Here is a 25742-nt window from a genome sequence, read left to right as displayed (position 1 = left end):
CTTCACGACAGGACGCCTAACGAGAGAAGGACTTCCGCCACCTCACAAATGGGAAGGCCGACGACGTTGCTGTAGGAACCCTTTATCTCCTTCACCATATATCCCGCTCTACCCTGCACCGCATACGAGCCCGCTTTATCAAGGGGCTCGGAGGTTCCGATGTATCGCATGATTTCATGGTCGAGCATGTCTCTCATGAATACCCTTGTTTCCACCACATCCCGGTAAGCAACGCTACGCGACATGTTGAGCACGCAAAAACCGGTTATCACCCGGTGCCATCTCCCGCTTAACGTTTTGAGCATAGCAAGGGCGTCCTTTTCGTTGCGCGGCTTGCCCAGTATCTTGTTCTTGTATACCACAACCGTGTCTGCCCCGATGACCCACTTGTCCGGAAAATGACTTCCCACCTTGTGCGCCTTATCATAGGATATTCTGAGCACATAATCCTTGGGCGTCTCTTCGACTCTTCTCGTCTCGTCGATATCGGGCGGGACAATCGAGAAGGGCACCCCGAGGGTTCGGAGAATATCGACCCTTCTCACCGATTCGCTTGCCAGTATTATTGCATCTCCATCCCGTACCTGAAACACGAGTAACCTCTTTATCACTATTGTATCATAGACACTCACGGGCTCGCCCGGTTATTTCAACCATAGGCGGCGCGTTCATACTACGCATCCATCCGCATCTTTAAGGAGGCGGTCCTCTGCCGACCTGGCGTCGCCCCGGGGGATGTGTGAACAAGGCGAACAATCGCTGAGGGGGATTCCCGCCTCTGGCGGGCGTTGCCGGTAGAGGGGGCGCGTGCCAAAGCCCCTGGATATAGAAAAATATACGAAATCCTCTATAATTTCAAGTCAAATATGTTAATCTGTGGCCGGACAAGGCGGCGAAAATGCGAGTCATGCCGCCGGTGCGTAAGGCCAGTCCGTAAAGCCACATGTCGGGAGGTGAGCCGCATGAAGGAGATCATTGAGATCGTAACCACCGCGGACGAGAGGGGGGTCATTCAAAGAATCGGTGAGGAACTCGTGGAAAAAAAGCTTGTTGCCTGCGCCCAGATCGTGGGACCCATCAGGAGCATCTACCGGTGGAAGGGAAAGGTGGAACAAACAGACGAATGGCTCCTGTTGATGAAGAGTAAATCATCGCTCTATCCGGTAATAGAAGACGAGATAAAGCGCCTTCATCCCTACGAAGTACCTGAAATCATAGCGATCGGCTTAAGCCGCGGGCTACCCGAATATATGAACTGGGTGGCCGAAGAAACCATATAGATAACCGCTTAAGGGCGGACCTTGCGTATTCATGTCGAGTGGATGCCTCCCCCCCACTCCGTTACCTGAACGGACGCCCACCGAGCTTGCAAAACCCCGATTCTGGTGTATACTTGCATAAGGGTCACAGAATACACCAAGGGGGTGTTGTTATGGATAAGATCTTACGGATCAATATGGGTGGGAAGGGGGGGCCTTTAACTACCGTTGAACCGATCGGCCGGTACCAGGGGTTAGGCGGCAGGGCGCTCACCTCCGCTATTATATCAAATGAGGTGCCCCCTACCTGTCATCCCTTGAGTGAACTCAACAAAATCGTCATAGCCCCCGGTCTTTTGAGCGGAAGCCTGGCCGCCATGTCAGGAAGGATCTCCGTGGGATGCAAGAGCCCTCTCACGGGAGGGATCAAGGAATCGAACTCAGGCGGCCAGCCGTCTCAGGTACTTGCCCGTCTCGGATATGCCGCCATCGTACTCGAAGGAAAGCCTGAAGATAACGATCTCTATACCATATTCATCGACAGGAATGGCGTAAAGATCACCCGTGATTTAAGCCTCAAAATGCTCGGCAACTATGATACGGTTCAGAGGATGAAGGACAAATTCGGGGATAAGATCGCCTGTATTTCCATCGGGCCCGCAGGTGAGATGCGCCTCGCTGCCGCCTCCATCGCTTTCACCGATATGGAGTTAAGGCCGGCAAGACATGCGGGCAGAGGTGGGCCGGGCGCAGTCATGGGATCCAAGGGTGTGAAGGCCATCGTGCTCGACGACACCGGCATGAGCGCGCGTGAGCCCAAAGACCCGGAAAAATACAAACAGGCCAATAAGGCTTTTGTGGACGGGCTTAGGAAACATGGCGTCACTGGCCAGGCGCTTCCGGCCTACGGCACAAACGTGCTCGCCAACATCTTGAACGAAGCAGGGGCTTATCCCACCTATAATTTCAAACAGGGGACATTCGCCGGGGTAGCCAGGATAAGCGGTGAGACCGAAGCGGCGCTCGAGACCGAGAGGGGTGGGGTGGCCACTCACGGCTGTCATCGCGGATGCGTGATCCGTTGTTCAGGCATTTACAATGATAAAGACGGCCATTATTTAAGTAAACAGCCCGAGTACGAGACGGTCTGGGCGCATGGCGCCGATTGCGGCATCGACGACATGGACAAGATCGCTATGCTCGATTTTCTCGACGACAACTACGGGCTTGACACCATCGAGATGGGCGTTACTATCGGTGTAGCCATGGAAGCAGGTCTACTCAAGTTCGGAGACGCCGACGGCGCAATCAACCTTATGCACGAGGTAGGAAAAGGCACCCCTCTCGGCCGCATCATAGGCAGCGGCGCGGCCGTGACCGGCAAAGCATTCGGCATCGAAAGAGTTCCCGTGGTCAAAGGACAGGCAATGCCGGCCTATGACCCGCGCGGTGTAAAGGGACTTGGAGTAACGTACGCCACAAGTCCTATGGGCGCGGACCACACAGCCGGTTATGCGACGGCGACCAATATACTTAAAGTGGGTGGATTTGTAGACCCGTTGAGCCCCGAGGGACAGATGGAGCTTTCACGGAATCTTCAAATTGCCACCGCAGCCATCGATTCCACGGGTATGTGTCTTTTTATTGCCTTCGCAATACTCGATCAACCGGAGACATTTCAAGCGCTTCTTGACCTGATCAATTCGTTCTGCGGCCTTCAGATGACCGCTGACGATGTCGCGGAATACGGCAAGAAGGTGCTCAAAATGGAAAGAGATTTCAATATGAAGGCCGGTTTCACAAAGGAGGCGGACAGGCTGCCGGGGTTCTTCAAGACCCAGGCGGTGCCCCCTCACAACGTGGTTTTCGACGTGCCCGACGAGGATCTCGATCGGGTGTTCAACTGGTAGGCAAAGACGCGTTGCGAACGTATACAGAGGGGAGCGATCATGTGCTTTGATGCCTCCCCCCCCTTACATCCTGGCAAAACGCCATCCGTGAAGGCGGGCAATGTCGGATCTGTTGGAGTTTCCGAAATTAATAAGGCCAAGAGGGCGGTCCTAACAGGACCCGTTGTAAGCATACAAGCAAGACCCTCATTTCTTCTGGCATTCCGATCCATATTCCAGGCAGGCTTCCTGTTCCCCTGTGAAGTGGGATGCAGCATCGAAGACCTTCTGCTGCGGCAATTGGGACTCGAAAGAAAGATCGTGGACGATAAGGTCAGTACCGTATTCCTTGACGGACATTGTGTGGACCACATGGCTAAAGCGATTCTTACGCACGGGTCCACCGTAGCATTCTCCTCGGCCCTCCCGGGTCTCGCCGGCGCCACGCTGAGACGAGACGGGCTCTACGCGGGGCTTAGAAGCCCCATCACCTACCGAGAAGAAGACGGGCACATCTGTCCTGATCAAGGGATCATTACTGTCAAGCTTTTTAATCTTCTGATGGATGAACTCGGGCCTAAGTTCTTAAGCAAGGGATTTGCCATAGAGCCTTCTTCTCTTATGAGGCTTCTTCACGTGCACGCAGACGAGTTCCCGCAAGAGGTCGTCTCAGTGGCCTTCGACGGCAAACGCATCGAACCTGAAAGACTCATGGAAAAGAGCATTTACGGTGACGCTCAATACGTGATCGTTTCGGTGGACACCGAAGAGAGCCGGACCAAAATAATCTCGCGTTCAGCGTTAACCCCTTAGGGAAGAGCCCATGCATGTTACAGTCAAACTATTTGCCACGTTACGCAAAGACCGGTTCGACATAAAAGAGGTTGACGTTCCGGAAGGCACAACGGTAGGCGAGATGATTCAGAGGGTCGGTATACCCGATACCGAGGTCACTCTGGTCTTTATTAACGGTCATCACAGGCTAACCGACGCCAAGCTCACCCATGGGGACACGCTGGCGCTTTTCCCTCCCATAGGAGGGGGCTAGAGTTGAGAGCCGAAGCCGGGTTCGGAGGTAGAACCTGCACCGCCATTTTCACGAGAGGCCAGACGGCGCCTGTCATATCCATCGGGTTAGAACCGCACGGGCCCTGTCCGCCCCGCTTACCGGGGCGTTGCAACCGAGGTCGTGCCGAAAAACTTGCCTTGACATCTACAAAGAACCTTCATATAAGTATATTCTGTGTAATTTGTACACATTTCGTCGGGAGGCGCCGTGTGGGAAAATCTCGATCTTAAGAAAATAGTGCAGTATGCCGCTGACCCTTACCCGTCCATCAGAAAATGGGCCGGGGATAACGGGAAGAAAGTCATAGGTAGTACGATCGCCGATGTGCCCGAGGAGGTCATATATGCCTTCGGGTTCTTGCCTGTGGCCATACTGGGTACGCAGAAACCCTTGAAGAGGGCCCCAAGCCACCTGCCTGATAATGCGTGCTCTTTGGCGAGGAGCAATCTCGAGCTGGCGCTCAGTTATGAGGGCGATCTCTTCGATGGATTCGTGCTGCCGCAGGTGTGCGACACCACGCAGCACCTGTCCGATATCTGGAGGATAAACTTCCCTGACACCTATGTGGAATGTTATCTCGCCCCGCGGCAGGTTGATCGGCCGAGCGCCAGATACTGGGTCAAAGAGGAGATCGAAAGACTGATCGTGTCACTCAGCCGATGGTCGGGCAGGAAAATCACCGATGAGGACTTAAAGGCCTCCATCGCCGTGCATAATGAGAACAAGGTATTGCTTCGGGAGATCTATGAGATCAAGAAGGTTTCCCCCGGCGCGCTCAGTAACAGGGAATTCTTTTCCATGCTCAAGCTATCGGAACAGGTGGATAAGGCCGAGTTTAACCAAAGCCTCAAGGCCATCAAGGAAAAGATTCAACCCAATCAGGGAAACAAGGGTGCATCTTTCACCGACGTAATCCTCGTGGGCATTACCTGCGATCCCCCTGAGATATTTGATGCCTTCGATGAACTCAAGCTGAACGTGGTAGGTGATACGCTTGTCACGGGGTCACGCTACCTTCAGGGCGATGTGGCGCTCACAAACGGCAATGTTGTCGAGGCGCTTACGGAGAGACATTTTAAAAGGGGATTCTATTCTCCGATTCACGATGATGTGTACAAAAACTTCGAGGAGATCAGGAAACTTTATCGGGACACAAAAGCTCAGGCAATCATCTATGTTCATATCGAGTTCTGCGAATCCCAGGAGTACGATCTACCGGACCTCAAGAAGATGCTCAAGCAGGAAGGCATACCCATACATGTGTTGGATACCGAATATCAGACCACCTCTCTCTCACACGTAAGGACGAGATTACAGGCCTTCTTCGAATCGATCAAAGGCGGCGCTCTATGAACGAAAAACTCACATCCAAGCAGCTGTCAAAAAAGATTACCGATGAATACCTGGAAGAGGCCTTCCACGCCCACGAACTGGGTAAACTCGTGGGTTATTCAACAGCCATCTCGCCTGTGGAGATCTTCGTGGCCCACGACATTATCCCCGTGTATCCGGAAAATCACGCCGTGGCCAACCTGACGGCGAAAAAAGGAGCCGAACTCTGCTCCATCACGGAGAACCTCGGATATACGAGTCATCTCTGTGCATACGCGAGATCGGACCTCGGATACCGGCAGTCGGGAAAGACCGTCACCAAGGGCATACCTGAACCGGACCTGTTTCTCGCCTGCAACGCCCAGTGTTTCACGCTTACAAAATGGTTTCAGGTCTTAGCACGGAGAGGCAATCTCCCGGTCTTCATCTTTGACACGCCGGAATACGTCATGGACAAAACGGCGCGACAGGAGATCGTCAAGTACTGTGTGGTCCAGATGAAAGAACTCATCGCATTCCTGGAAAAAGTCACGGGCAAGAAATTCGACTACGACAGACTCAAAGAAGTCTTGAGATACTCAGCCGCCTCGAGCGTGCTCTACAAAAAGTTCCTCGATATGGCGCAATACAAACCGTCCCCCATCAGCATCTTTGATGCGCTGATCGGCATGGCAATTGCCGTCTATCGGAGAGGCACCGAGCAGTGCGTCGAGTACTACCAGACCCTCTGCGACGAGATCGAGGCCAAAGTGAGCGGCGGCATCGGCGCGATTGCGAATGAGAAGTACAGGCTTTACTGGGAGAACCTGCCCGTGTGGTTCAAGTTCAGCGACCATGCGAAACTGCTCGGTTCTTACGGCGCAGTGATCCTGACCTCCCTGTACGTACATGCCTGGAGTTTCGAATTCGACCTCGATCAAGACCCTCTTGTGACTCTTGCTGAGAACTATGTATCGCGCTTCTCCAATTCGACTATGGAAGACAGGGCATCCATGGCGCTTGAGCTGTTTCAGAAGTATGCGATGAACGGCATGATCATGTTCATGAACCGAAGCTGCAAGGCGGTCTCCTTTGCAGTGCCCACGCTCAAAGACATCTTGACCAAAAAGACCGGTATCCCCGCACTCGTTTTCGAGAGCGATATGGGCGATCAACGGTTCTACGCCGAATCACAGGTGCGAACCAGGATTGAGGCGTATTTTGAAACGCTCGACAGACTGGAGACGGCGAAGCAGGCCTGAGATCACACCGCAACTCGCCCTTCGCTGACTCCCCTTAAGACTCGATCATCGCGAGCGGCATTATCATCCGTTAGGCTTAAGCATCACGGCGACGTCTTCGACGTTTCCTTGATCTCTTCTTTGGAGTGGCTTCGTCACCCGACTGCTCAGTAGGCGGCAACGGGACATTCGCACGAAAGGCGTCCCACCATCCTAGCGTGCGCTCATTCTCCCTTCTCGTCTCGGACACAAGACGCAGATACGCAAGCCCTTCGGCGAATTCTCGCCTGCCTGCTATAACAAGAGGCCTTCTTGGCGGCATTCTGTGCAGAGCGGGCTGAATTCCGAGAATGGCGCGTAGCCCGCTACCCACGCGGCCTGGAATACAAACAGTTCTGCGGGCCTCTTCCATAAAGTCTGTGCATACTGAATCCAAAGCCTGCTGGCGGGGAATACCGTCTCGCGTACGCTCAAGGGCTTCCTCCTCAAGCGCAGGCCCGAACAGGGCCGCAAGGCAGAGGGCCATGGAGGCAGGCGCGCCGCTTTTATGGAGTTCATCCAGGGCTTGAAGGTTAGCCTCGATCAGACGAAAATGATTGTAGTCCTTGAGAATCCAACTGTTCAGGCCCGGAAAGAGGGCGGCGACAAGCCCGCTCGTATTCATGAGATTAAGCGCCGGCCGGGCTGTTCCAAAAAGAAAGACCTTCTGTATCTCTTCATAGAGTCTTGATGTTGGCACACGGGAAATGGTTGAAGAAAGCTCTGAGAGCGCTTGCCAGGCGGAAGTCTCTATGGTGAATCCGTGAGAGGCGGCGAAACGGATTGCCCGGAGCATGCGAACCGGGTCTTCGGTAAACCTGATATAGGGATCGCCGATTAACCGGATGAGTCTTTCTTCGAGATCATTAAGCCCCGTGCTGTAGTCGATAACCGAAAAATCCGCGATATTGTAGAAAAGGGCATTGACGGTAAAATCCCGGGACAGGGCATCCTCCTCGGGGGTCCCGAAGACATTGTCGCTCACTACCATTCCGTCGGCATCTTTGACATGACGGAAGGGACGGTTATCTTCGCCCAACTCTTCAGTATCCAAATCATCGGACGTGCGGGCTGACTTGCGGAACGTGGCGACCTCGATGATTTCGTCTTGAAAATGGAGGTGGGCCAGGCGGAACCGCCGGCCTATCAGGCGGCAGTTGCGAAAGAGTCGTCTCACCTGTCCTGGGGTTGCATCGGTGGCGATGTCAAAATCTTTGGGGGTGCGTTTGAGGAGCAAATCGCGTACACATCCGCCCACGAGGTAGGCGATAAAGCCGCGCTGAAGCAGCCGGTAAAGCGTACGCACGGCGTTGGGACTCATCTGTTTTCGCGAGATATGATGCTCGTGGCGCGGGATGATTCGCGGTTCCATAGTATATGAATAGCACACCTCTTCAACAAACCACAACATCACCATTTCCTGCAATGCTCAGGGCTTAAGGAACAACAAATATCCCAGGCGTAGACCGCATCGCTTTTTTTGAGCGCAGGGATTTTCAGATTGACTTCATACATGGAATCGTAATAGTATATAATGTCTATAGTTTAAGTATACTTATTGAGGGTCATGTGAAGGAAGGCGTAAAAATAGAAACCGCGCTCATACATGCCGGGGTTGACCAGGATAAGGCCACGGGGGCCGTTTCCGCGCCAGTATACCAGACAAGCACGTTTGCTCACCCTTCTCTGGGAGAGACAACGGGGTTCGACTACTCAAGGAGTGAAAATCCCACCCGTCGTGTGCTTGAGAAGGCTATTGCAAGTCTCGAAGGAGGCGAAAGAGCCTTAGCCTTCTCCTCAGGTATGGCGGCCCTCGACTGCGTCATGAAACTTTTTAGGTCGGGCGATATTGTTGCAGTCACGGAAGATCCCTATGGCGGCACATGCCGGCTCCTCGATAAGGTCTATCGTCCTCTCGGGATCGAGTTCTTGTACATCGATACATCACAGACTGATGAGGTAAACAAGGTATTGGGTAAGAACATCCGGGCCATATTGCTCGAGAGCCCCACAAATCCGCTCCAGAGGATAGCCAATATCCCCGAAATCTGCAGAATGGCAGGGGGCCGCAACGTCCTCACCATTGTGGACAATACCTTTCTGACACCCTATTTTCAGCGACCCATCAGCCTGGGGGCGGATATAGTGGCCTACAGCGCGACGAAATATCTGTCCGGCCACAACGATGTCCTGGCAGGACTCGTTGTGGCACGCACTGAAAAACTCGGAGAGAAGCTTCACTTCTATCAGAATGCCACGGGGGCGACCCTTGGGCCTTGGGACTCCTGGCTCGTTTTAAGAGGCCTCAAGACACTTTCTCTTCGCATGGAGCGCCAGCAAAAGAACGCACAGGAAATTGCCGAGTGGCTTAAGGGGCACCCGAGGGTCAGAAAGGTCTTCTACCCTGGGCTCACGGACCACCCCGGCCATACGCTGCTCAAGGCACAGTCTACAGGCTTCGGGTCAGTCGTATCGTTTGAAGTTGACGATCCCACCCTTGTGCCGAAGATACTGTCTAACGTTGAGGTTTTTATCTTTGCGGAGAGTCTGGGCGGTGTGGAGTCTCTGATTACCTTCCCCGCGGTACAAACTCACGCCGATATGAATCCCGACGTGAGAACAAGAATCGGCATCAATGATTGTCTTATCCGCCTCTCGGTGGGTGCGGAGGCGGTAGAAGACCTCATTGAAGATCTGAAGTCGGCCATAGAGGGCTAAGCAATTTCAAGGAGCACATATGAATTATCGCACAAAAATATTGCATTCAGGCAAAGACAGAGACCCGCACACGGGGGCATCGAGTATCCCCATATACCAGGTCTCTACCTTTGCGCAGGATGACCCATTCGAGTTCGGACCCTATGAATACGCCAGGGGGAAGAATCCCACGAGAGAAGCCCTCGAACACACTGTCGCATCGCTCGAGAGCGGCAAGATGGGTTACGCATTCGCATCGGGCATGGCGGCGATTTCTTCGGTCCTTCTCCTGTTCAAATCGGGGGACCATATCATCGTGGCTGAAGACGTTTACGGCGGAACGTATCGGGCGCTCAACACTCTTTTTAATCGCTGGGGCCTCAAGCATACATTTGTCGACATGACGGACCCGGACAGAATTGAACGCGCTCTTCTGCCCGGGACAAAAGCGATTTTTGCCGAAACACCGTCGAACCCTCTTTTGAAGATCACCGACATCCGAGCTGTTGCGGACATTGCAAAAAAAAGAGGGCTTCTCACGATCATCGACAATACCTTTATGAGTCCCTATTTCCAGAGGCCCCTGGAACTCGGCTTTGACATTGTGATTCACAGCGCCACGAAGTTTCTGGGAGGTCATAGTGATCTTATTGCCGGTCTTGTGGTTGCCGCTGACAGGACTACCGGGAAGAAGATACAATCGATTCAGAACACTTTCGGAGCAATATTAGGGCCTCAGGACTCATGGCTCGTTCTCAGGGGAATAAAGACGCTTTCGGCGAGGATGGAAGCGCAAGAGAGAAATGCAGAAACTATCGCACAATGGCTTTTGGATCAACCGGAGGTAAAGGCAGTCTATTATCCGACCCTCCCCTCACACCCCGGAAGAGAAATACATCTCAGCCAGGCATCGGGCGGTGGGGCAGTGGTTTCTTTTGACCTGGGGAGTAGGAAGATTACCAAGCACGTTTTACGAAATGTAAAGGTTCCACTCATGGCGGTGAGCCTTGGGGGCGTTGAAAGCATTCTTTCCTATCCTGCAACCATGTCACACGCCGCCATGCCAGAACCTGAACGTCATGCCCGGGGCATCACCGATGGGCTCGTCCGTCTTTCTGTGGGACTCGAGGATCCAGGCGATCTTTGCAAGGATCTGGCGCAGGCCATACGTGGCGCATATAAATAGCTGACCGCATTGGCTCGGTTTTATTTCGCATGAGGGTTGTATGAAAATGAAGGCCAAATACGAGTTCCTGAAGACAACTGTCAAAGACCTGCAAAGGGTTGTGGTGGCATTCTCCGGCGGCGTGGATAGCACCTTTCTTCTGAAGGTCTCAGTGGACACACTCGGAAAAGACAATGTTCTGGCCTTCATTGGCAAATCACCGACCTGTCCGGCTAGGGAGATGGATCAGGCTCAGAGGCTTGCCCTGCAAATCGACGCTCAATATATCGTGGCGGAGACATCCGAGATGGATGACCCGCGCTTTATCGAAAACCACAGGTCGCGCTGCTATTTTTGCAAGACTCACCTTTTTACGAAAGCCAGGGAGATAGCTGCATCGAGAGGTTTCCTGCATGTTCTGGAAGGGTCGAACGCGGACGACGTGAATGATTTCAGGCCGGGACGCAAAGCCTGCGCCGAACAGGGCGTAAAAAGCCCGCTACTCGACGCGGGCCTGACCAAACTGGAGATCCGACGATTGTCAAAGCGGCTCTTACTCCCAACGTACGACAAACCTTCCTTCGCCTGTCTCTCCTCAAGGGTCCCGTATGGAACCGCTATTGACGAAATTCTCCTGAAGAACATAGAGCGCGCCGAAGATTACCTGCAAAGTCTGGGCGTCAGGCAGGTCCGTGTGCGACATCACGGCGACACAGCGCGCATCGAGGTTCTTAGGAAAGATTTCAGGGTTATCCTTGCGCATGGAGAGGCAATCTCGGACACGTTTAGGCAGTGTGGGTTTGCTCATGTCGCTCTCGATCTACGAGGTTACCAGACTGGCAGTATGAACATTTCGCTAGCGCAGCAAAACAGATGATGAAATTGATTGAGGTATATTAGATATCATGTCGACCAAAAAGACCATTGCGGTGGGGATGAGCGGAGGGATTGATTCAAGCACGGCCGTGTATCTTCTCAAAAAACAGGGCTACGATGTGATCGGCCTTACTATGAAGATATGGGACGGGCCACAAACCCATGCCACCAAGAGGGGAGGCTGTTACGGCCCAAATGAAGCCCACGATATAGCGGACGCTGAAAAAGCTGCCCGGATACTAGGCGTTCCACACTATATCGTTGATCTTCGGGAAGAATACCAGGAGACGGTCATCGAGTATTTTCGAAAGGAATACGGGCAGGGAAGAACGCCCAACCCCTGCGTGGTCTGCAACGCCAGGATAAAATTCGGCTCCCTGCTTGAGAAGGCCTTCTCGAGCGGAATCGAGTTCGACTTCTTTGCAACGGGACATTACGCGAGGGTCGCATATGAACCGGCCTATCGAATCAATCTTCTCAAACGAGGCATGGATGCCCAAAAAGACCAGTCCTATTTCTTGAGCCGCCTTAAGCAGGAGCAACTTGAAAGGCTTCACTTTCCGCTCGGAGAGTATGAGAAGAGAGAGGTCAGGCAAATAGCCCTCGAGTCGGGCCTGCAAGAGTTTCTTCAAAAACCTGAAAGCCAGGATTTCCTCGAATATGACAATTATACGATGCTGCTCAAGGACGAAGGCGTTCCCGGGAATATAAGGGACGTACACGGCAATGTAATCGGGGTACATCGGGGCATACCTTCCTATACCATAGGACAACGGCGTTTCCTTGGCCTCCCGGGATTGAAAGAACCTTTCTATGTGCTGCACATCAGTCATGCGAAGAATGAAATTGTGGCGGGGCCCGAAAAATATCTTTTTCGAAAGGACCTCCTCGCCGAGAATATGAACTGGTTTGTTCCTTTCAGTCATCCCCTTTGGCAAGGCCCTGTTCACGCCCAGGTTCGTTATAGAAGCGCTCCGGCCGAATGCACAGTTGAGCCGAATAATGCCGGAGGAGCCCTTGTCAGGTTTACACAGGGCCAGAAGGCCGTAACACCCGGCCAGGCCGTCGTGTTTTATGCTCACGACACGGTGCTAGCGAGCGGTACCGTGAATCTATCTCGCGACGAGCTTCATCCGCCGGATGAGAACAACCCATCATCGTAAAACGCTGCTTCCCTGAAGAGTTGAATGCTGTTCTTGCCCCCGCGTTATTTCGTAAAATGGGGCGAATCACCCCATTCACCGTAGCCCACGGTCTCGCCGATAGAGCGGATTCGACCGTCCAGGCAATTGAGGCAAGCCTGGCCGGTTTCATTAATGCACGGCTTATCGTCGTAGAGCTGGTAGAGGCTACGGTACCGCACGTCAGTAATATTCGGCATAATCACATTGGCGCCCGCGAGAAGCCCCATCTCTCTGCCGGTAGGGGCGACGGCCTGAAGCGCGGTGGTCGAGGCAATATTCACATCCTTCAAATAGATCCTTGTAACGGCTATCATCTTTAAGGCAAGTTCGAGCAAACCCTCTTTGGACATACCGCTTAACATGCCCCGCTTATAGAGCGGCGTATCCTGATGCGTAAGATAAGGGCCCATGCCTATCATGGCTACGTCCAACTCTTCAAAGAAGAGGATGTCGTTGACAAGGTCTTCGACGGTCTGACCGGGAAGGCCGATCATGACCCCGTACCGGTCTGATATCCTATGGCACTCAGGGTTTCAAGGCACTTGAGCCTTTTGAAGAAGCTATGGTCGGCCGGGTGCAATCGCCGGTAAAGGTCTTCATTGGACGTCTCTATCCTGAGCAGGTATCGGTGCGCGCCGGCACCAAACCACCGTTCGTATGTCTGTTCATCCTGCTCACCCACCGAGAGCGTAATACCAAGCCCTCCCGATGTCGCCTCCTTTATCCCTTTGATGGCATCTTCAATGAACTCCGTGAAGGCCCGACCCCTCCTTTCCCCCGATTGGAGTATGACGGAGCCATAACCCGCGTCGTAGGCCCATCGGGCGCTCTCAACGATCTCGTTCAGTCCCATGGAATAGCGGGTCAGGTTCTGGTTGTCCTTCCTGATGCCGCAATAGAAGCAGTTCTTCCTGCACACGTTGCTGAATTCTATAATACCCCTGAAATAGACCTTCTTCCCCACGTGACGGGCTTTTACCGCATAGGCTGCCTCGAAAAGTTTTTCTACGTCTGCCTTGTCGGTGAGATCGAGACGGGCGCGCATATCATTCTTCGTTATTTTCCGGTCTTCAAGGTTATTTAGGTCAATCGGTGCCAAGGCGTCTCCTTACTACGTCCTCGACAACTCTTTCCAGGGTTTCTTGCGCCATGCCCGGGGCATGCGTTTTACCGGGAGGCAGACCTCCGAGATAGTCGATGATGTCCTGATCTGTGATCCTCACGGCCTCCTCCAAGGTAACACCCTTTATCATCTCGGTCAGGGCGGACGCACACGCGATGGAGGCGACACACCCCGCTACCTTGCATCTTGCGTCCGTAATCCTTGCGTGCTTATCGACTTTCAAAGTAATCTTGAGCACGTCTCCGCAGGCCATGGACGTCACCTGGGCTACGCCGTCAGGGTCCTCTATCTCTCCCACATTACGTGGGTTATGAAAATGGTCTTTGACTATATCCGAATATTCCCACATATATACCCTTCTTCAGAGGTGCCAGTGGGTCCTATTTCCCGCCCCTCACCTTTACGATCTCTGCCACTATGCTCAAAGCTATCTCCTGGGGGGTCTCGGCGTTAATATCGACCCCGATCGGCGCGTAGATGGACTGGAGAAGGCTTTCGCCAAACCCTTTTGTTTCAAGATAATCGAAAATTATACGGATCTTTCTCTTGCTTCCTATCATACCGATATACCTGTGTGGTCTTGTCAGTATCTGTTCGAGCACAAGGGCGTCGTGCTTGTGGCCCCTCGTGACAACCGCTGCATATATGTTATCCTCATCATCGGCGTATTTGAGGGCGTTTCCGAAATCGTCCACGATGACATTGTCGGCCTCGGGGAAGCGCTCCCGGTTCGCGAACTCTACCCGGTCATCAAAGACAGTGACAGCGAAGTCCATTGTCTTAGCCAGTCTGCAGATGAATTGCGACACGTGGCCGGCACCATACAAGTAAAGGGTCGACGATGAGACAATAGGTTCAACAACTCTGTTGTCGAGCACCGTAGGTTTCTTTTCGTGGAAGACGGGTGCGGCGATGTCTTTCTCGTGGCCGGTGAGATCTCCGATCAATTCGTCCTCGCTGGTGCAGAGCGTTTTGGTGAACCCCCGAGCGCCGTAAGAAGTAATAGTGACGGCCTTCTTCCCTTGCGCTTTGAACCCGGAGATCTGTCTGTAGAGATCGCGGTACTTCTCATCCACGGGTTCAAGAAGAACATCTATGTTGCCACCGCAGATCATCCCGTCATCCTCCACATTCTTTCCGTCGAGAACGTAGCGGAACACGTCCGCTTCTTTAGTTTTTAGAATTTTTCGCGAGTTCTGCCAGATCTCAGCTTCAAGACAGCCGCCCCCGACCGTGCCAAACATCCTGCCGTCGGCGCCGATGAACATTTTTGCGCCTGCCCCCTGGGGAGTTGCGCCTGTCCTTTTTACGATCGTTGCCAGGACACCTGATTCTCCTCGGTCGAGATATTCATCTATGACAACGTATATATTCTTCATTTCAGGCCTCCGACGAACTCGTCCTCACCGTCGATCTATTAACATCACCCGGTATTACAGGGCACATGGGGTCAATCGCATACGGGTTCGAGCCCCAGGTCCTTTATCATCTCTGCGTCCAGCTCAGGGCTTCGTCCCGGCATGGTCAAATAATCTCCGATCATGAGGGAATTGCACCCAGCCACAATACCCAGAGGCAGTAGCTGCCTCAGGTTTGACTCTTTGCCCCCGCAGAGTTTTATGTCTTTGTCTGAGAGTATGAATCTGTATATTGCAATGGTCACAAGGAGCTCAACGGGAGAGAGGTGCGGCACATGTTGAAGGGGCGTCCCCGGTCGCGGATTCAGGATATTGAAAGGCACACAGTCAACATCAAGCCCCTTGAGGGTCATGGCAAGCTCGATTCTCTGCTCCATGGATTCGCCGAGGCCGATGATACCGCCCGAGCAGGTGGAGAGACCCGCGCTCTGTGCAGCCACGACTGTGTCAACATCCTCCTGATACTCGTGGGTCGTGCAGATATTGTCGAAGTAGCTTCGGGCCGTTTCGAGGTTATGGTGATACCGGTACAGACCGGCTTTCTTCAGTGTGTGCGCGCGCTCGGCGTCGAGCATGCCAAGAGAAACACAGGGTTTAAGTCCCAGAGAGCTTATGTCGCGCACAGCCTGATAGATTTCGTCCCACTCGCCTTCATCGTCAATTCTGGTGCCGCTTGTAATAATACCGAACATGTGAGCGCCTGATGCCTTAGCACGACGCGCTTTCTCTACAATATCCGCCTTCCCTATAAAGGGATATTTCGGAGCCTCAGTACAATAGTGCACAGACTGTGCGCAGAACTTACAATCTTCCGGGCAAAGTCCCGATTTTGCATTGACAATGCCACAGAGGTTCACTTTTTTTCCCTTGAAGTATTCCCTTATCTCTGCGGCGGCAGCCATGAGAGAGAAAGGACGTTCCATCCCGAGCCGGTACAACACAAGAGCGTCTTCGGCTCCTATGTCCTTTCTCTCTATGGCCCTCGTTTTCAGTTCAAGAACATTGTCAGGCATAACCTCTCCTTCCTGCCGCACCTCAAGCACTGACCGGCGTCATACCAATCTGCTCTTCATCCACGTCCGGTCTTACACCCCTGTGATCAAATAGCCAACTTCTCCAAATCAACGAACCTTCTCTCTGCGCAGTAGCGAGCCTTCGCTCCATTCATTACATCTATCCAAACGGGGGATGTTTCCTTCCTGCCGTAGTGCGCCATTATATTGGCTGCAACATTGAGGTGAGCATCGTGTGTGTTTCCAAAGAGAAGTCCCGTGGGGCCCTTGAAATCCGAGGGTTCAAGGAGCGCCGAGGGAACTGCATGCAAAGCCCTGAGTCTCACGTTTTCGTCCTGGTTTCTGCCCACTATCAATTTTGTGCATGCATCAAACCTGAAATGTCTTCCAATCTTGAGGAGGTTGACATCCCTCATGGTAAAATCAGGGATGTTTGCAAAAAGGTCTTTGAGTTTTCTCGCAAAAATTGGGTCCGTCAGGAGACATCCGCCTCCCGGGCAGCTGAATTCCTTTAGGTGAAAGGCATCCACCAGTTCGTACTGGGTCTTTCGCGAGCGGCCTGATATGTCGAGGAGTTTCTGCCGGTCAATGATGCCAGCTATTTCTGGCAACGTGGGGTCAAAATGTTTCGCCGATAAGGGGCGCAGGATAAGACCTTCGAGGCCGCTCTCTTCTTCTATCCGCCTCATGGCATTTCTGTGTTGAGACATGGGTCGCTGTCCCAAAACCTCTCCGGTAATAACGAAGCTTGCCTCAATCTCGTCCATGACTTTTTTCGTTTCCTTAAGAATGAATATTCTGCAATCGATGCACGGATTCAGGTTCTTACCGTAGCCGTGTTTCGGTGCCCTGACTACGTTGAGATATTCCATGCCCTTCGGGCGTACGATCACCTTAACGCCCAGTTCGCCGGCCGATCTTAGGGCCTGAATGCCGCAACCTTCGTTTCCCTTGGAACAGGTACAAAATGGGGAAGTGAAGTGAAGGGCCACGACCTCGATACCCTGCTCGACAATGAGTTTCGTGGCGAGCGTGCTGTCGAGACCACGGGACAGGAGTGAAATCGCCTTCCTATTCATTAAACTCTTCACCGCAGGCGACCACTACCCTATCCACCGGCGAGAACCATGAATCGGGGCGCTTCGAAGAGCCGCACTTCCTTGATGCCTTTTTCCGCTTTCTCCTTAAGAATGAAGAGGAGCATTTCATAGCTCGATATCTGCCAGTCGTCAACAATCCTCATGATCTCGGGGTTCTTCCAATCCCACGTGCGCGCTTCCTTGAGGCTCGACGGCCTCACTTGATCGTTCTCCGCATCCACAACCAGTAATTTGATGTCGGGCTCTTTCTTTTGTTTCTTTTGAACGCGTCCGGCCGGTTTACGGGCCGAACTGAGCGCCTCAAATACATCCTGGCTGCCTTGCTCTGCCGTATCCGGATAACCGTTGCACTCACCGCCTCTGCCCTTGAACAGATCACATTCGGAGCATACGCCATGGCTCCACATTGAACAATTCATTGTAAAAACCTCCTTAATCTCACAACCGTTTGCGCCCTTTTCTCATCTTGTCCTCTGAATATATCTAGGCGCATTCCTCGTTTTCGTAGGAAACACTGCCCTCGCCGGAAAGACTCGTGATTCGGGGGTTCGTCCCGCACAGCGGGCAATCGACGCTCCTGCCCGTGACAATAAACCTGGCCGTGAGGCTGAGTGCATTGTAGATGTAGTACTTGCCGATCATGGGTTCCCCTATGCCGAGAATAAGCTTTATGATTTCTGTGGCCTGAACAAGACCGATCTGCCCGGGCACGACGCCCAGCACGCCGGCCTCACTACAGGTTGGCACGAGCGCACGCGAAGGCATCTCAGGAAAAAGACACCTGAGACACGGGCCTTTCTGTTTGGGCCAGAAAAGGCCTGCCTGACCGCTAAATCCCACCGCGCCGCCAAAAACGTAGGGCTTGCCGGCAAAAAAGCAGGCGTCGTTGAGAAGAAATTTGGTGCCTGCGTTGTCAGAGGCATCCATGACCATATCAAAGTCTTCTATAATCTCAAGGGCGTTCATCGGGGTGAGCCGGTTGGGGAAGGATACAACATTCACGTCAGGGTTGATCCTCTTGATGGCTGAGGTTCCCGATTCTACCTTTAGCCTTCCTACATCTTCAGTTCCGTGCATTATCTGTCTGTTGAGGTTCGAAAGCTCTACCCAGTCGTAATCCACAAGGCCTATGGTTCCGATCCCGCAGGCAGCAAGATAAAGCCCCGCCGAAGAAGCAAGGCCCCCTGCGCCCACAAGAAGGACCCTGGCGCTCATGAGCTTGCGCTGTCCTTGTTCACCGATCTCGTCAAGGAGGATGTTTCGGCTGTACCGGTTAAGCTGAGAAATTGTAAAGAGACTATCGGTAACGATCTCACCGCCCCGACTAAGCCAAGCATTGAACCCTCCTGAGAGCGAGCAGGCATTGATAAAACCCATTTTTCGGAGCATCTCAGCGGCGCTCACCGAACGGTCCCCGAAGGCACAGTACACGATCACGGGAACGCTTTTGTCGGCTGCCAGTTTGTTTAACTCGCCCTGAATGAGGCCAAGAGGGACAAACCGGGCCCCCTTGATGTAGCCCAACGATGTTTGGCCGTTACTCCGGATATCGATGATAACAGTCCTTTGGTCATCACGAAGCAGGTCTTTCGCCCGATCAACGGAGATTTCCATGGCGGCTGTGACATCGCCCAACCGCTCCGCATATCTTTCTGCGTCCTTCATGCTAGCGCTCCCGACAGAACAAAAAGTCCGGTCCGCGCAAAAAGATTGGGCAGCATATAAATCCTCAGTGTTCCGCTCATGAAACGGGCCGTCTCAATGACGATGTTTCTTCGCGCGCAATACTCAGTAAAGTCAAGGATGCTCAGGAAGTGTAGATTGGGCGTATTATACCATTCAAAAGGAAGTGATGGTGTGATGGGCACTCGGCCTCTAAAGAAGATCTGACATCGGGCACGGAGCTGAGCGAAGTTGGGGATGCCGACAATCGCTTTTCGGCCAACCCTCAATGCCTCTTTCAGTACCTCCTCGGGTTTTTTCACCTGCTGGAGGCTCTGGTTGAGCACCACGAAATCGAATGACTTGTCTTGATACTCGGATAGACCCGTGTCGATATCGTCGTGAAACACGTTGAGCCCTTTGGCCACGCATTCGAATATAGCCTTGTCGTCTATCTCGATTCCCTGGGCCTTCACGTTCTTTTGACTCACGAGAAGAAAGAGGAGGTCCCCGCTGCCGCAGCCCAAGTCAAGGACCGATGAAGAGGGGGTCACAAAATCGAGGATTGCCTGGTGATCGGCACTTAAGGATGTCACCTTTGCACCTCTTCAAATACCCTGTCCAGAAAATGGCTCACGAGGTGGGACTGCTCATCGACCTCAACGAGGAAGGCATCGTGTCCATAAGTTGAACTGAGCTCGCAGTAAATAGCGCTTGCACCCGCACGCTTGCACGCTTTCGCGATCTCCTGCGATTGATATGAAGGATAAAGCCAGTCCGATTTGAAGCCTATGATGAGAAATCTGGTCCGCACATCCCGTAACATGTTGCTTAGGCCCTGACCGTTACTCAAATCAAAATTGTCGATCGCTTTTGTGATGTAGAGGTACGAATTAGGGTCAAAGCGTTTGATGAAACTGTCCCCCCGGTATCGCAGATACCCCTCTACTTCAAAATCGGCGCTGAATTTAAAGGGCTGCTTCTCGCCTCTTAAGCGTCTACCGAACTTGGCCTTCATGGACTCGTCGCTCATGTAGGTAATGTGGCCCACCATTCTCGCCACACTCAGGCCTTTCATGGGAAGGCGATGGTCATAATAGTTCCCTTCGTTCCAGTTTGGGTCAGCCATAATGGCCTGCCGGCCCACCTCGTTAAAGGCGATCTGCTGAGGTGAATGGACCGCTGTGGTGGCGATAGGGATAGCGCTCGCCACCTTCTCGGGATGGGATACTACCCACTCGAGCACCTGCATGCCGCCCATAGAACCACCAGCCACGCTCAAGAGTTTCTCGATGCCAAGATGCGCCACGAGCCGGCCCTGAGCGTTCACCATATCCCTGATTGTGACCAAGGGAAACTCGAGACCGAATGGCTTGTCTGTTACGGGATTTATCGATGAAGGGCCTGTTGAGCCCCTACAGCCTCCGATCACGTTTGAACAGATAACGAAGTACTTGTTGGTATCGAATGCCTTGCCTCTGCCGATCATGTTATCCCACCAGCCGGGATTCTTGTCCCCCCGGTGAAAGCCCGCAGCATGTGCATCCCCCGTTAAGGCATGACAGACAAGAATGGCATTCGTCCCTTCAGAATTCAGACGCCCGTACGTCTCGTAGGCAAGGGTGATGGGGCCGAGCTTCTCGCCGCTTTCCAGCTTAAGCGCATCGGGCGGATCGGCGAACGTATAGTAATGTGTCTCCACCACGCCTGTATATTTGTCTTTGTCCACCATCCCTGTTTCCGTTCGCCTCTATCCTGCCGCTTGCTTCAGCGCCTGATCTATATCTTCCTTAATGTCCTCAACATGTTCAAGCCCTATGGAGAGCCTGATGAAATCCTCGGTCACGCCCGTTGCTTCTTGCTCGGTCCTCGTCAACTGCTGGTGGGTGGTCGATGCAGGATGGATCACGAGGGTCTTGGAATCGCCTATGTTAGCGAGATGGGAAAGAAGCTCGACAGAGTTGATAAACCTTTTGCCCGACTCAAGTCCGCCTTTGATACCGAAACCGACGAGTGCCCCGTAGCCCCCCTGCAAGTATTTCTTGGCCAGGGCATGGCTCGGATGATCATCGAGCCCGGGGTAATTCACCCACGTTACAAGAGGATGTTTCTTAAGAAATTGCGCCACAGCCAGTGCGTTCTCAGAATGTTTCTTCTGTCTCAAGGGCAAGGTTTCAAGTCCCTGTAGGAAGAGAAAAGCGTTAAAGGGGCTTAAGGCTGGACCTAAGTCTCGTAGCAGTTGTACCCGCACCTTGAGTATGAAGGCCACATTGCCGAGTCCCGGAAAGTCCCCGAAGGTATCCCAGAACTTGAGTCCATGATAGGTTGGATCGGGCTCGGTGAATTCCGGGAATCTGCCGTTGCCCCAGTTAAACTTGCCCGAATCCACAATGACACCGCCAATGGATGTGCCGTGGCCTCCCACGAATTTTGTGGCCGAGATGACCGTTATATCGGCCCCGTACTGAATAGGATTCACGAGACCCACGCCCACAGTATTGTCCACGACAAGTGGGACGCCCGCATCGTGGGCGATCTTCCCGATTGTCTCAAAATCGGGCACGTCCAGCTTGGGGTTACCGATGGTCTCCGCATATATGGCCTTAGTCTTTTGCCTTATCGCCTTTTTGAACTCATCCGGCTTCGAAGAATCCACGAATGTGACGGATCGGCCCAGTTTGGGGAACGTATAGTGGAAGAGCTCATACGTTCCTCCGTAGAGGTTGTTCGCCGATACAATTTCATCGCCAACCTGGGTGATCGCGAGAAGCGCGAGTGTTTCAGCGGCCTGACCCGAGGCCACAGCCAGAGCACCCGTGCCTCCTTCGAGAGCGGCCATGCGTCGCTCGAAAACATCAGTCGTGGGGTTCATGATGCGTGTATAGATATTGCCGAACTCTTTGAGTGCGAAAAGATTGGCCGCATGTTCGGTACTGTTAAACACATACGATGTGGTCTGATAAATGGGTACGGCCCTGGCGCCTGTGGCAGGATCAGGGCTTTCCTGACCCGCGTGAATTGCAACAGTTTCCAGTCTCTTCTTTGTCATGTCAGTCTCTCCTTTTACGGCTTCTCGTTTTCAGATATAGTACATGGGGTACTCTTTTGACGCCTTCTCCTCTTGTAGTTTCACCAGATCGGCCAATGTGTAACCGGATAGCACTTCCCCGATCTTTTGGCTTAAGAGACTCCAAACGTCCCTGGCAGAACAAAGGGCCGCCTTGGAACAGGAATCGGGCTCCAGCACGCAGTCGACAACACATATGGGCCCCTCAAGAATTTCGATCACCTCACTGACCTTTATTTGGTTTTCCGGTCTTGAAAGAAGATACCCGCCTTTTCTGCCGCGCACCGTCTTTACAAGGCCTGCCCTGTGCAGTTGTGTTGCGATCTGTTCAAGATACTTGTCGGATATGCCCTGTCGCTTAGCGATATCGCAAAGGAGAACGGGTAGACCGTTTTTGCCATTCCTGGACAGGTCGATAAGCGCCCGTAACCCATATCTGCCTTTGGTTGATATTTTCATCCTTTCACGGCCTCCCCGATGTTTGCATTCCCCCCATGCTTCACAGCATGTTTCAAATACGTCACGCTTATAGAGTATATTATACTAAACCAGTAGGAATAATATAGTATATGGGTCTTCCTTTGTCAACTATTTCTATAGGATAATTGGTGCGACAAAATATTATCTTTTCAATTCAGCATGTTACGATGTCACAAGAGGAAATGGCAGGGTATAAATCCTATTGGGGCGTGGGAAGCTTCATGGGCACGGGTTTGTCGCCCGATAGATCATGGGGCACCATACCGGGGGGCAAAGCTTTTGGGTCGGGCGGAATCATAGGCATGCCAGGTACCGGCCCTCTACTCCCTTGTGACGCTTGAGGTATGGCGCCGGGAAGGGGTGGGTTCTGATCGGACGGTGATAAAGGTGAACGTATTGCCCCCGGCCCTGTCTTCTCGTCCCAGGGCGTCCCCGGGGGACCCATGGGCGGCGAGTGGTTTGTTGGGCCCGTCATCTGACCCGGCACACTCTCACGTACCTTGGAGCCAACGGGCAAACAGACCACTTTAACGGAAACTATATTTGATTTGACCATGAGATTGATCGGATAGACGACTTCCATGAATATCGATCCGTTTAAGGTGGCCCCCGTGCCGGCTTGTCCCAGCTCCCAGGTGTAGCTGACATCCTGAACTCCCGGCTTGTCAAAGACGAGCTTAGCCGGAGCGGTTTGCACATCGTCGTTACGCACGAATTTATACTCTACAGTTGTTGCCCTGTTCGTCTCCACGCGGCCTTCAAACCGAACGGATACCGGACAGGGGCCTGTATAGTCCTGAAGCCCGGTGGCAAGGTCGGCTTTGACCGTAAACCCTATGCGTTCTCTGCGTGGATTCACGTAGGCTGCATCAGGTGCTGCGGTCTGCTTTGATCCTTGATTTTGCGCGATCCTTAGATTCTGCCCGCAGTGAGCGTCGGGGGTCAAACCCGCAATTATCCACACAAAGGCATAAGCAATAAGTGGTGCAACCTTTCTCATCATGAGCCTTCTCCGGCTATCTATGATCGGTACCGTCCTCGCACCTCGTTCTGAGCTATTAAGGCGCTCCTAAAGTGTCTGTCAAATCATCCGTTCAGGTCTATGGGGCGGCCACCTTCTTAGTGGCCCTTAAGCCTAATGATGGTGGTGGTCTTCCTCGGCCGGAGAGATCTGACAATAAAGGCTATTTTCCTGGCATTCTGCGCACTCCATCTGCAGAACCGTGTGCTTTATGCCGAGCCCTTCAAGCTTTTCTTCGATGGCTTTTCTTACGCCATCCGTCTGGCTTATCCTTAGGTCATTCACCAGGACATGCGCGGAGAGCGCCGGTATTCCGTGTCCGATAGACCAGACGTGTACATCGTGCACGCCTTTCACATTTTCCATGGCGCAGATCATCCTCGAAATCTCCTCCGCATGAAACCCGAGCGGACTAAGTTCGAGAAATACCCAGAGCACCTCTTTAATCACGGACCAGCTTCCCACAATGATGACGAGGCCAACGAGGATGCTCACGACAGGATCAACCATGTACCATCCGGTAAATGCGATGACCACCGCCGCAACGATCACGCCTGCGGACGTGAGCGTATCGCCCACCACGTGAAGCCAGGCGCTCTTGATATTAAGGTTTCCGTGGCCCTCTCCCAGTATCCACATCATGAGCGCATTGCCGGCGAGACCGGCGATCGCAACGACCAGCATGGTACCCGTGTTGATCTGAGGCGGCAGAGAGAACCTTTTGTACGCCTCGATAAAAATAAAGATAGAAATCACGACCAGGGCGCATCCGTTTACCAGAGCGGCAAGCAATCCTATCCGCTGGTGGCCGTAGGTCGCACGATAGTTCGATGGCCTGCGGCTGATGTACGAGGCGATCAAGCTCAAGGCAAGGGCAAATATATCGGTAAATACGTGGCCCGCGTCGCTCAAAAGGGCGAGGCTGTTGCTTAAGATTCCGCCGACTATTTCTCCGGCACAGACAATAAAGCTAATAACGATAGCCCAGATAAGGCGCGTCTCGTGATCAGTTCTCGGTTCCATACTGACCTTTTATACCACTAAACTCTCTTCCTTTCCAAATCCTGTAGATCACCGGATAGATAATCAACTCCAATATGGTCGACGTGATTACCCCGCCAACCATGGGGGCGGCGATCCTTTTCATCACATCCGATGCTGCACCATGGCTGAACATGATGGGGATGAGGCCCGCGAGGATCACGCTCACCGTCATGATCTTTGGTCTTATCATTTTTACCGCTCCATGCGTGATAGCGTCTTTGAGGCCCGCGATGTCCGTAAGTTTCCCCTGGTTTTTCCACGGGTCATAGGCGAGATCCAGGTAGAGGAGCATGACCACTCCGGTCTCCGCATCGAGACCGGCGAGCGCAATGATGCCAACCCAGACCGCGATGCTCATATTATAGTTCAAAAGATAAAGGAACCAGAACGAACCGACGAGCGAGAAGGGGACCGCGAGGAGCACGATTGCCGTCTTGGTCACTGACCGTGTGTTGAGATAGATGAGAACAAATATGATGAGCAGCGTGAGTGGGATTACCATCTTGAGACGTTCGTGCGTCTTCACGAGATATTCATAGTCACCGCTCCATTCCAGACGGTAACCTTCGGGTATCTTGAGCGAGGCGACCCTCTTTCTCGCTTCCTCCACATACCCGCCCACGTCGCGGCCGCTGAAATCTATAAAGACGTAGGAGGTGAGAAGTCCCTGCTCACTCTTGATGGCCGTGGGACCTTTGACGACCTTGATATCGGCAAGTTGCGAGAGGGGGATCTCGGCGATCTGTGTCGGGACTTGAGCGTTTGTGGCCTGAGTGAGCTTTCCCGAACCCATTGCCTTACCACCCTCGGCGCCTCCGATACTCACCGGAACGAGCACCCCAGTAACGGGCGATGACATCGGCCTTAACAGGCTATATAATTTAGCGGGTGCGTGTGTATCCAAATGCATAAAGATCATACATAGAACGGGCGGAGGATCGCATAAGATGGTTACCATAATTCTCTATATGTTGCTCGGCATGGCAGCGGGCATTACGAGCGGTTTTATCGGTATCGGCGGCGGGGTCATCATTATTCCCATCTTTGTCCTGTTGTTTGGCTTCACGCAGCAACAGGCCCAGGG

Annotated in this window: 28 protein-coding genes; 10 read left to right on the top strand and 18 right to left on the bottom strand. The window is 53.0% G+C overall.

What is annotated here, in order from left to right:
* Positions 1-2: 2 nt before the first annotated feature.
* Complete coding sequence (locus VMT62_13725) at positions 3-632, bottom strand: Maf family protein (protein HVN97484.1); 630 nt, start codon at positions 630-632, stop codon at positions 3-5.
* A 330-nt stretch (positions 633-962) separates the two neighbouring features.
* Here VMT62_13725 and cutA point away from each other — a divergent pair, with 330 nt between their 5' ends.
* Together cutA and VMT62_13715 are read left to right on the top strand one after the other, a co-directional pair.
* Positions 963-1280, top strand: a complete 318-nt coding sequence (cutA, locus tag VMT62_13720) for a divalent-cation tolerance protein CutA (GenBank protein HVN97483.1) — start codon at positions 963-965, stop codon at positions 1278-1280.
* A gap of 152 nt (positions 1281-1432) precedes the next feature.
* Positions 1433-3169 (top strand): aldehyde ferredoxin oxidoreductase C-terminal domain-containing protein, encoded by a 1737-nt coding sequence (locus tag VMT62_13715; GenBank protein HVN97482.1) that lies wholly within the window; start codon positions 1433-1435, stop codon positions 3167-3169.
* A gap of 186 nt (positions 3170-3355) precedes the next feature.
* Here the strand turns inward: VMT62_13715 and VMT62_13710 are convergent, their stop codons facing one another.
* Positions 3356-3508: a hypothetical protein gene (locus tag VMT62_13710; GenBank protein HVN97481.1), complete on the bottom strand. Its 153-nt coding sequence runs from the start codon at positions 3506-3508 to the stop codon at positions 3356-3358.
* Between the two features lie 12 nt (positions 3509-3520).
* Between VMT62_13710 and VMT62_13705 the strand changes: the two genes are divergently transcribed.
* The 4 genes from VMT62_13705 (at position 3521) to VMT62_13690 (ending at position 6790) form a co-directional block, all read left to right on the top strand.
* Positions 3521-3961, top strand: a complete 441-nt coding sequence (locus VMT62_13705) for a hypothetical protein (GenBank protein HVN97480.1) — start codon at positions 3521-3523, stop codon at positions 3959-3961.
* Between the two features lie 10 nt (positions 3962-3971).
* On the top strand, positions 3972-4196 hold the full coding sequence (locus tag VMT62_13700) for a MoaD/ThiS family protein (GenBank protein ID HVN97479.1): 225 nt from the start codon (positions 3972-3974) through the stop codon (positions 4194-4196).
* Between the two features lie 228 nt (positions 4197-4424).
* On the top strand, positions 4425-5570 hold the full coding sequence (locus VMT62_13695) for a 2-hydroxyacyl-CoA dehydratase family protein (GenBank protein ID HVN97478.1): 1146 nt from the start codon (positions 4425-4427) through the stop codon (positions 5568-5570).
* Positions 5567-6790 carry a 2-hydroxyacyl-CoA dehydratase family protein gene (locus tag VMT62_13690; GenBank protein ID HVN97477.1) on the top strand — a complete coding sequence of 408 codons (1224 nt, stop codon included), beginning with the start codon at positions 5567-5569 and terminating at the stop codon, positions 6788-6790. Before VMT62_13695 ends, VMT62_13690 begins: the two co-directional genes overlap by 4 nt.
* 76 nt (positions 6791-6866) lie before the next feature.
* On the opposite strand, the gene pcnB is transcribed toward VMT62_13690, so the two are convergent.
* On the bottom strand, positions 6867-8180 hold the full coding sequence (gene pcnB / locus VMT62_13685; GenBank protein HVN97476.1) for a polynucleotide adenylyltransferase PcnB: 1314 nt from the start codon (positions 8178-8180) through the stop codon (positions 6867-6869).
* Positions 8181-8377: 197 nt separating this feature from the next.
* Between pcnB and VMT62_13680 the strand changes: the two genes are divergently transcribed.
* The 4 genes from VMT62_13680 to mnmA are packed head-to-tail and all read left to right on the top strand — an operon-like array spanning position 8378 to position 12709.
* Positions 8378-9526 (top strand): PLP-dependent aspartate aminotransferase family protein, encoded by a 1149-nt coding sequence (locus VMT62_13680; protein ID HVN97475.1) that lies wholly within the window; start codon positions 8378-8380, stop codon positions 9524-9526.
* 19 nt (positions 9527-9545) lie between these two features.
* On the top strand, positions 9546-10691 hold the full coding sequence (locus VMT62_13675; GenBank protein ID HVN97474.1) for an aminotransferase class I/II-fold pyridoxal phosphate-dependent enzyme: 1146 nt from the start codon (positions 9546-9548) through the stop codon (positions 10689-10691).
* A 40-nt stretch (positions 10692-10731) separates the two neighbouring features.
* Positions 10732-11547, top strand: coding sequence for an ATP-dependent sacrificial sulfur transferase LarE (gene larE, locus VMT62_13670; protein HVN97473.1), 816 nt, complete (start codon positions 10732-10734; stop codon positions 11545-11547).
* A 28-nt stretch (positions 11548-11575) separates the two neighbouring features.
* Positions 11576-12709, top strand: coding sequence for a tRNA 2-thiouridine(34) synthase MnmA (mnmA, locus tag VMT62_13665; protein ID HVN97472.1), 1134 nt, complete (start codon positions 11576-11578; stop codon positions 12707-12709).
* A 44-nt stretch (positions 12710-12753) separates the two neighbouring features.
* On the opposite strand, the gene VMT62_13660 is transcribed toward mnmA, so the two are convergent.
* The 15 genes from VMT62_13660 to VMT62_13590 form a co-directional block, all read right to left on the bottom strand.
* A complete protein-coding gene (locus VMT62_13660; protein HVN97471.1) occupies positions 12754-13224 on the bottom strand; it encodes a hypothetical protein in 471 nt (156 codons plus the stop codon).
* Positions 13221-13829: a radical SAM protein gene (locus VMT62_13655; GenBank protein ID HVN97470.1), complete on the bottom strand. Its 609-nt coding sequence runs from the start codon at positions 13827-13829 to the stop codon at positions 13221-13223. The genes VMT62_13660 and VMT62_13655 overlap by 4 nt, the downstream gene beginning before the upstream one ends.
* Positions 13816-14202 carry an iron-sulfur cluster assembly scaffold protein gene (locus VMT62_13650; protein ID HVN97469.1) on the bottom strand — a complete coding sequence of 129 codons (387 nt, stop codon included), beginning with the start codon at positions 14200-14202 and terminating at the stop codon, positions 13816-13818. Before VMT62_13650 ends, VMT62_13655 begins: the two co-directional genes overlap by 14 nt.
* A gap of 31 nt (positions 14203-14233) precedes the next feature.
* Complete coding sequence (locus tag VMT62_13645) at positions 14234-15232, bottom strand: XdhC family protein (protein ID HVN97468.1); 999 nt, start codon at positions 15230-15232, stop codon at positions 14234-14236.
* A 71-nt stretch (positions 15233-15303) separates the two neighbouring features.
* Positions 15304-16284, bottom strand: coding sequence for a biotin synthase BioB (gene bioB / locus VMT62_13640; GenBank protein ID HVN97467.1), 981 nt, complete (start codon positions 16282-16284; stop codon positions 15304-15306).
* Between the two features lie 86 nt (positions 16285-16370).
* Complete coding sequence (locus VMT62_13635; protein ID HVN97466.1) at positions 16371-17363, bottom strand: hypothetical protein; 993 nt, start codon at positions 17361-17363, stop codon at positions 16371-16373.
* A 29-nt stretch (positions 17364-17392) separates the two neighbouring features.
* Positions 17393-17803, bottom strand: coding sequence for a hypothetical protein (locus tag VMT62_13630; GenBank protein ID HVN97465.1), 411 nt, complete (start codon positions 17801-17803; stop codon positions 17393-17395).
* 64 nt (positions 17804-17867) lie between these two features.
* Entirely contained in the window at positions 17868-19049 is a 1182-nt protein-coding gene (locus VMT62_13625) for a ThiF family adenylyltransferase (GenBank protein ID HVN97464.1), read from the bottom strand.
* Entirely contained in the window at positions 19046-19642 is a 597-nt protein-coding gene (metW, locus tag VMT62_13620; protein HVN97463.1) for a methionine biosynthesis protein MetW, read from the bottom strand. Before metW ends, VMT62_13625 begins: the two co-directional genes overlap by 4 nt.
* Positions 19639-20778: a homoserine O-acetyltransferase gene (locus tag VMT62_13615; GenBank protein HVN97462.1), complete on the bottom strand. Its 1140-nt coding sequence runs from the start codon at positions 20776-20778 to the stop codon at positions 19639-19641. The genes metW and VMT62_13615 overlap by 4 nt, the downstream gene beginning before the upstream one ends.
* Before the next feature lie 18 nt (positions 20779-20796).
* A complete protein-coding gene (locus tag VMT62_13610) occupies positions 20797-22095 on the bottom strand; it encodes an O-acetylhomoserine aminocarboxypropyltransferase/cysteine synthase (GenBank protein ID HVN97461.1) in 1299 nt (432 codons plus the stop codon).
* A gap of 30 nt (positions 22096-22125) precedes the next feature.
* A complete protein-coding gene (locus tag VMT62_13605) occupies positions 22126-22572 on the bottom strand; it encodes an Rrf2 family transcriptional regulator (protein HVN97460.1) in 447 nt (148 codons plus the stop codon).
* Between the two features lie 220 nt (positions 22573-22792).
* Positions 22793-23596, bottom strand: coding sequence for a hypothetical protein (locus VMT62_13600; protein ID HVN97459.1), 804 nt, complete (start codon positions 23594-23596; stop codon positions 22793-22795).
* 132 nt (positions 23597-23728) lie between these two features.
* Positions 23729-24637, bottom strand: coding sequence for a cation diffusion facilitator family transporter (locus VMT62_13595; protein HVN97458.1), 909 nt, complete (start codon positions 24635-24637; stop codon positions 23729-23731).
* Complete coding sequence (locus VMT62_13590; GenBank protein ID HVN97457.1) at positions 24621-25517, bottom strand: efflux RND transporter permease subunit; 897 nt, start codon at positions 25515-25517, stop codon at positions 24621-24623. Before VMT62_13590 ends, VMT62_13595 begins: the two co-directional genes overlap by 17 nt.
* Positions 25518-25742: the final 225 nt, after the last annotated feature.

Source organism: Syntrophorhabdaceae bacterium (genome assembly GCA_035541755.1).
In the GTDB taxonomy this organism is placed as follows: Bacteria; Desulfobacterota; Syntrophorhabdia; order Syntrophorhabdales; family Syntrophorhabdaceae; genus PNOF01.
The sequence above is the reverse complement of the archived record's forward strand: the minus strand, read 5'-3'. Positions and strand labels throughout refer to the sequence as shown.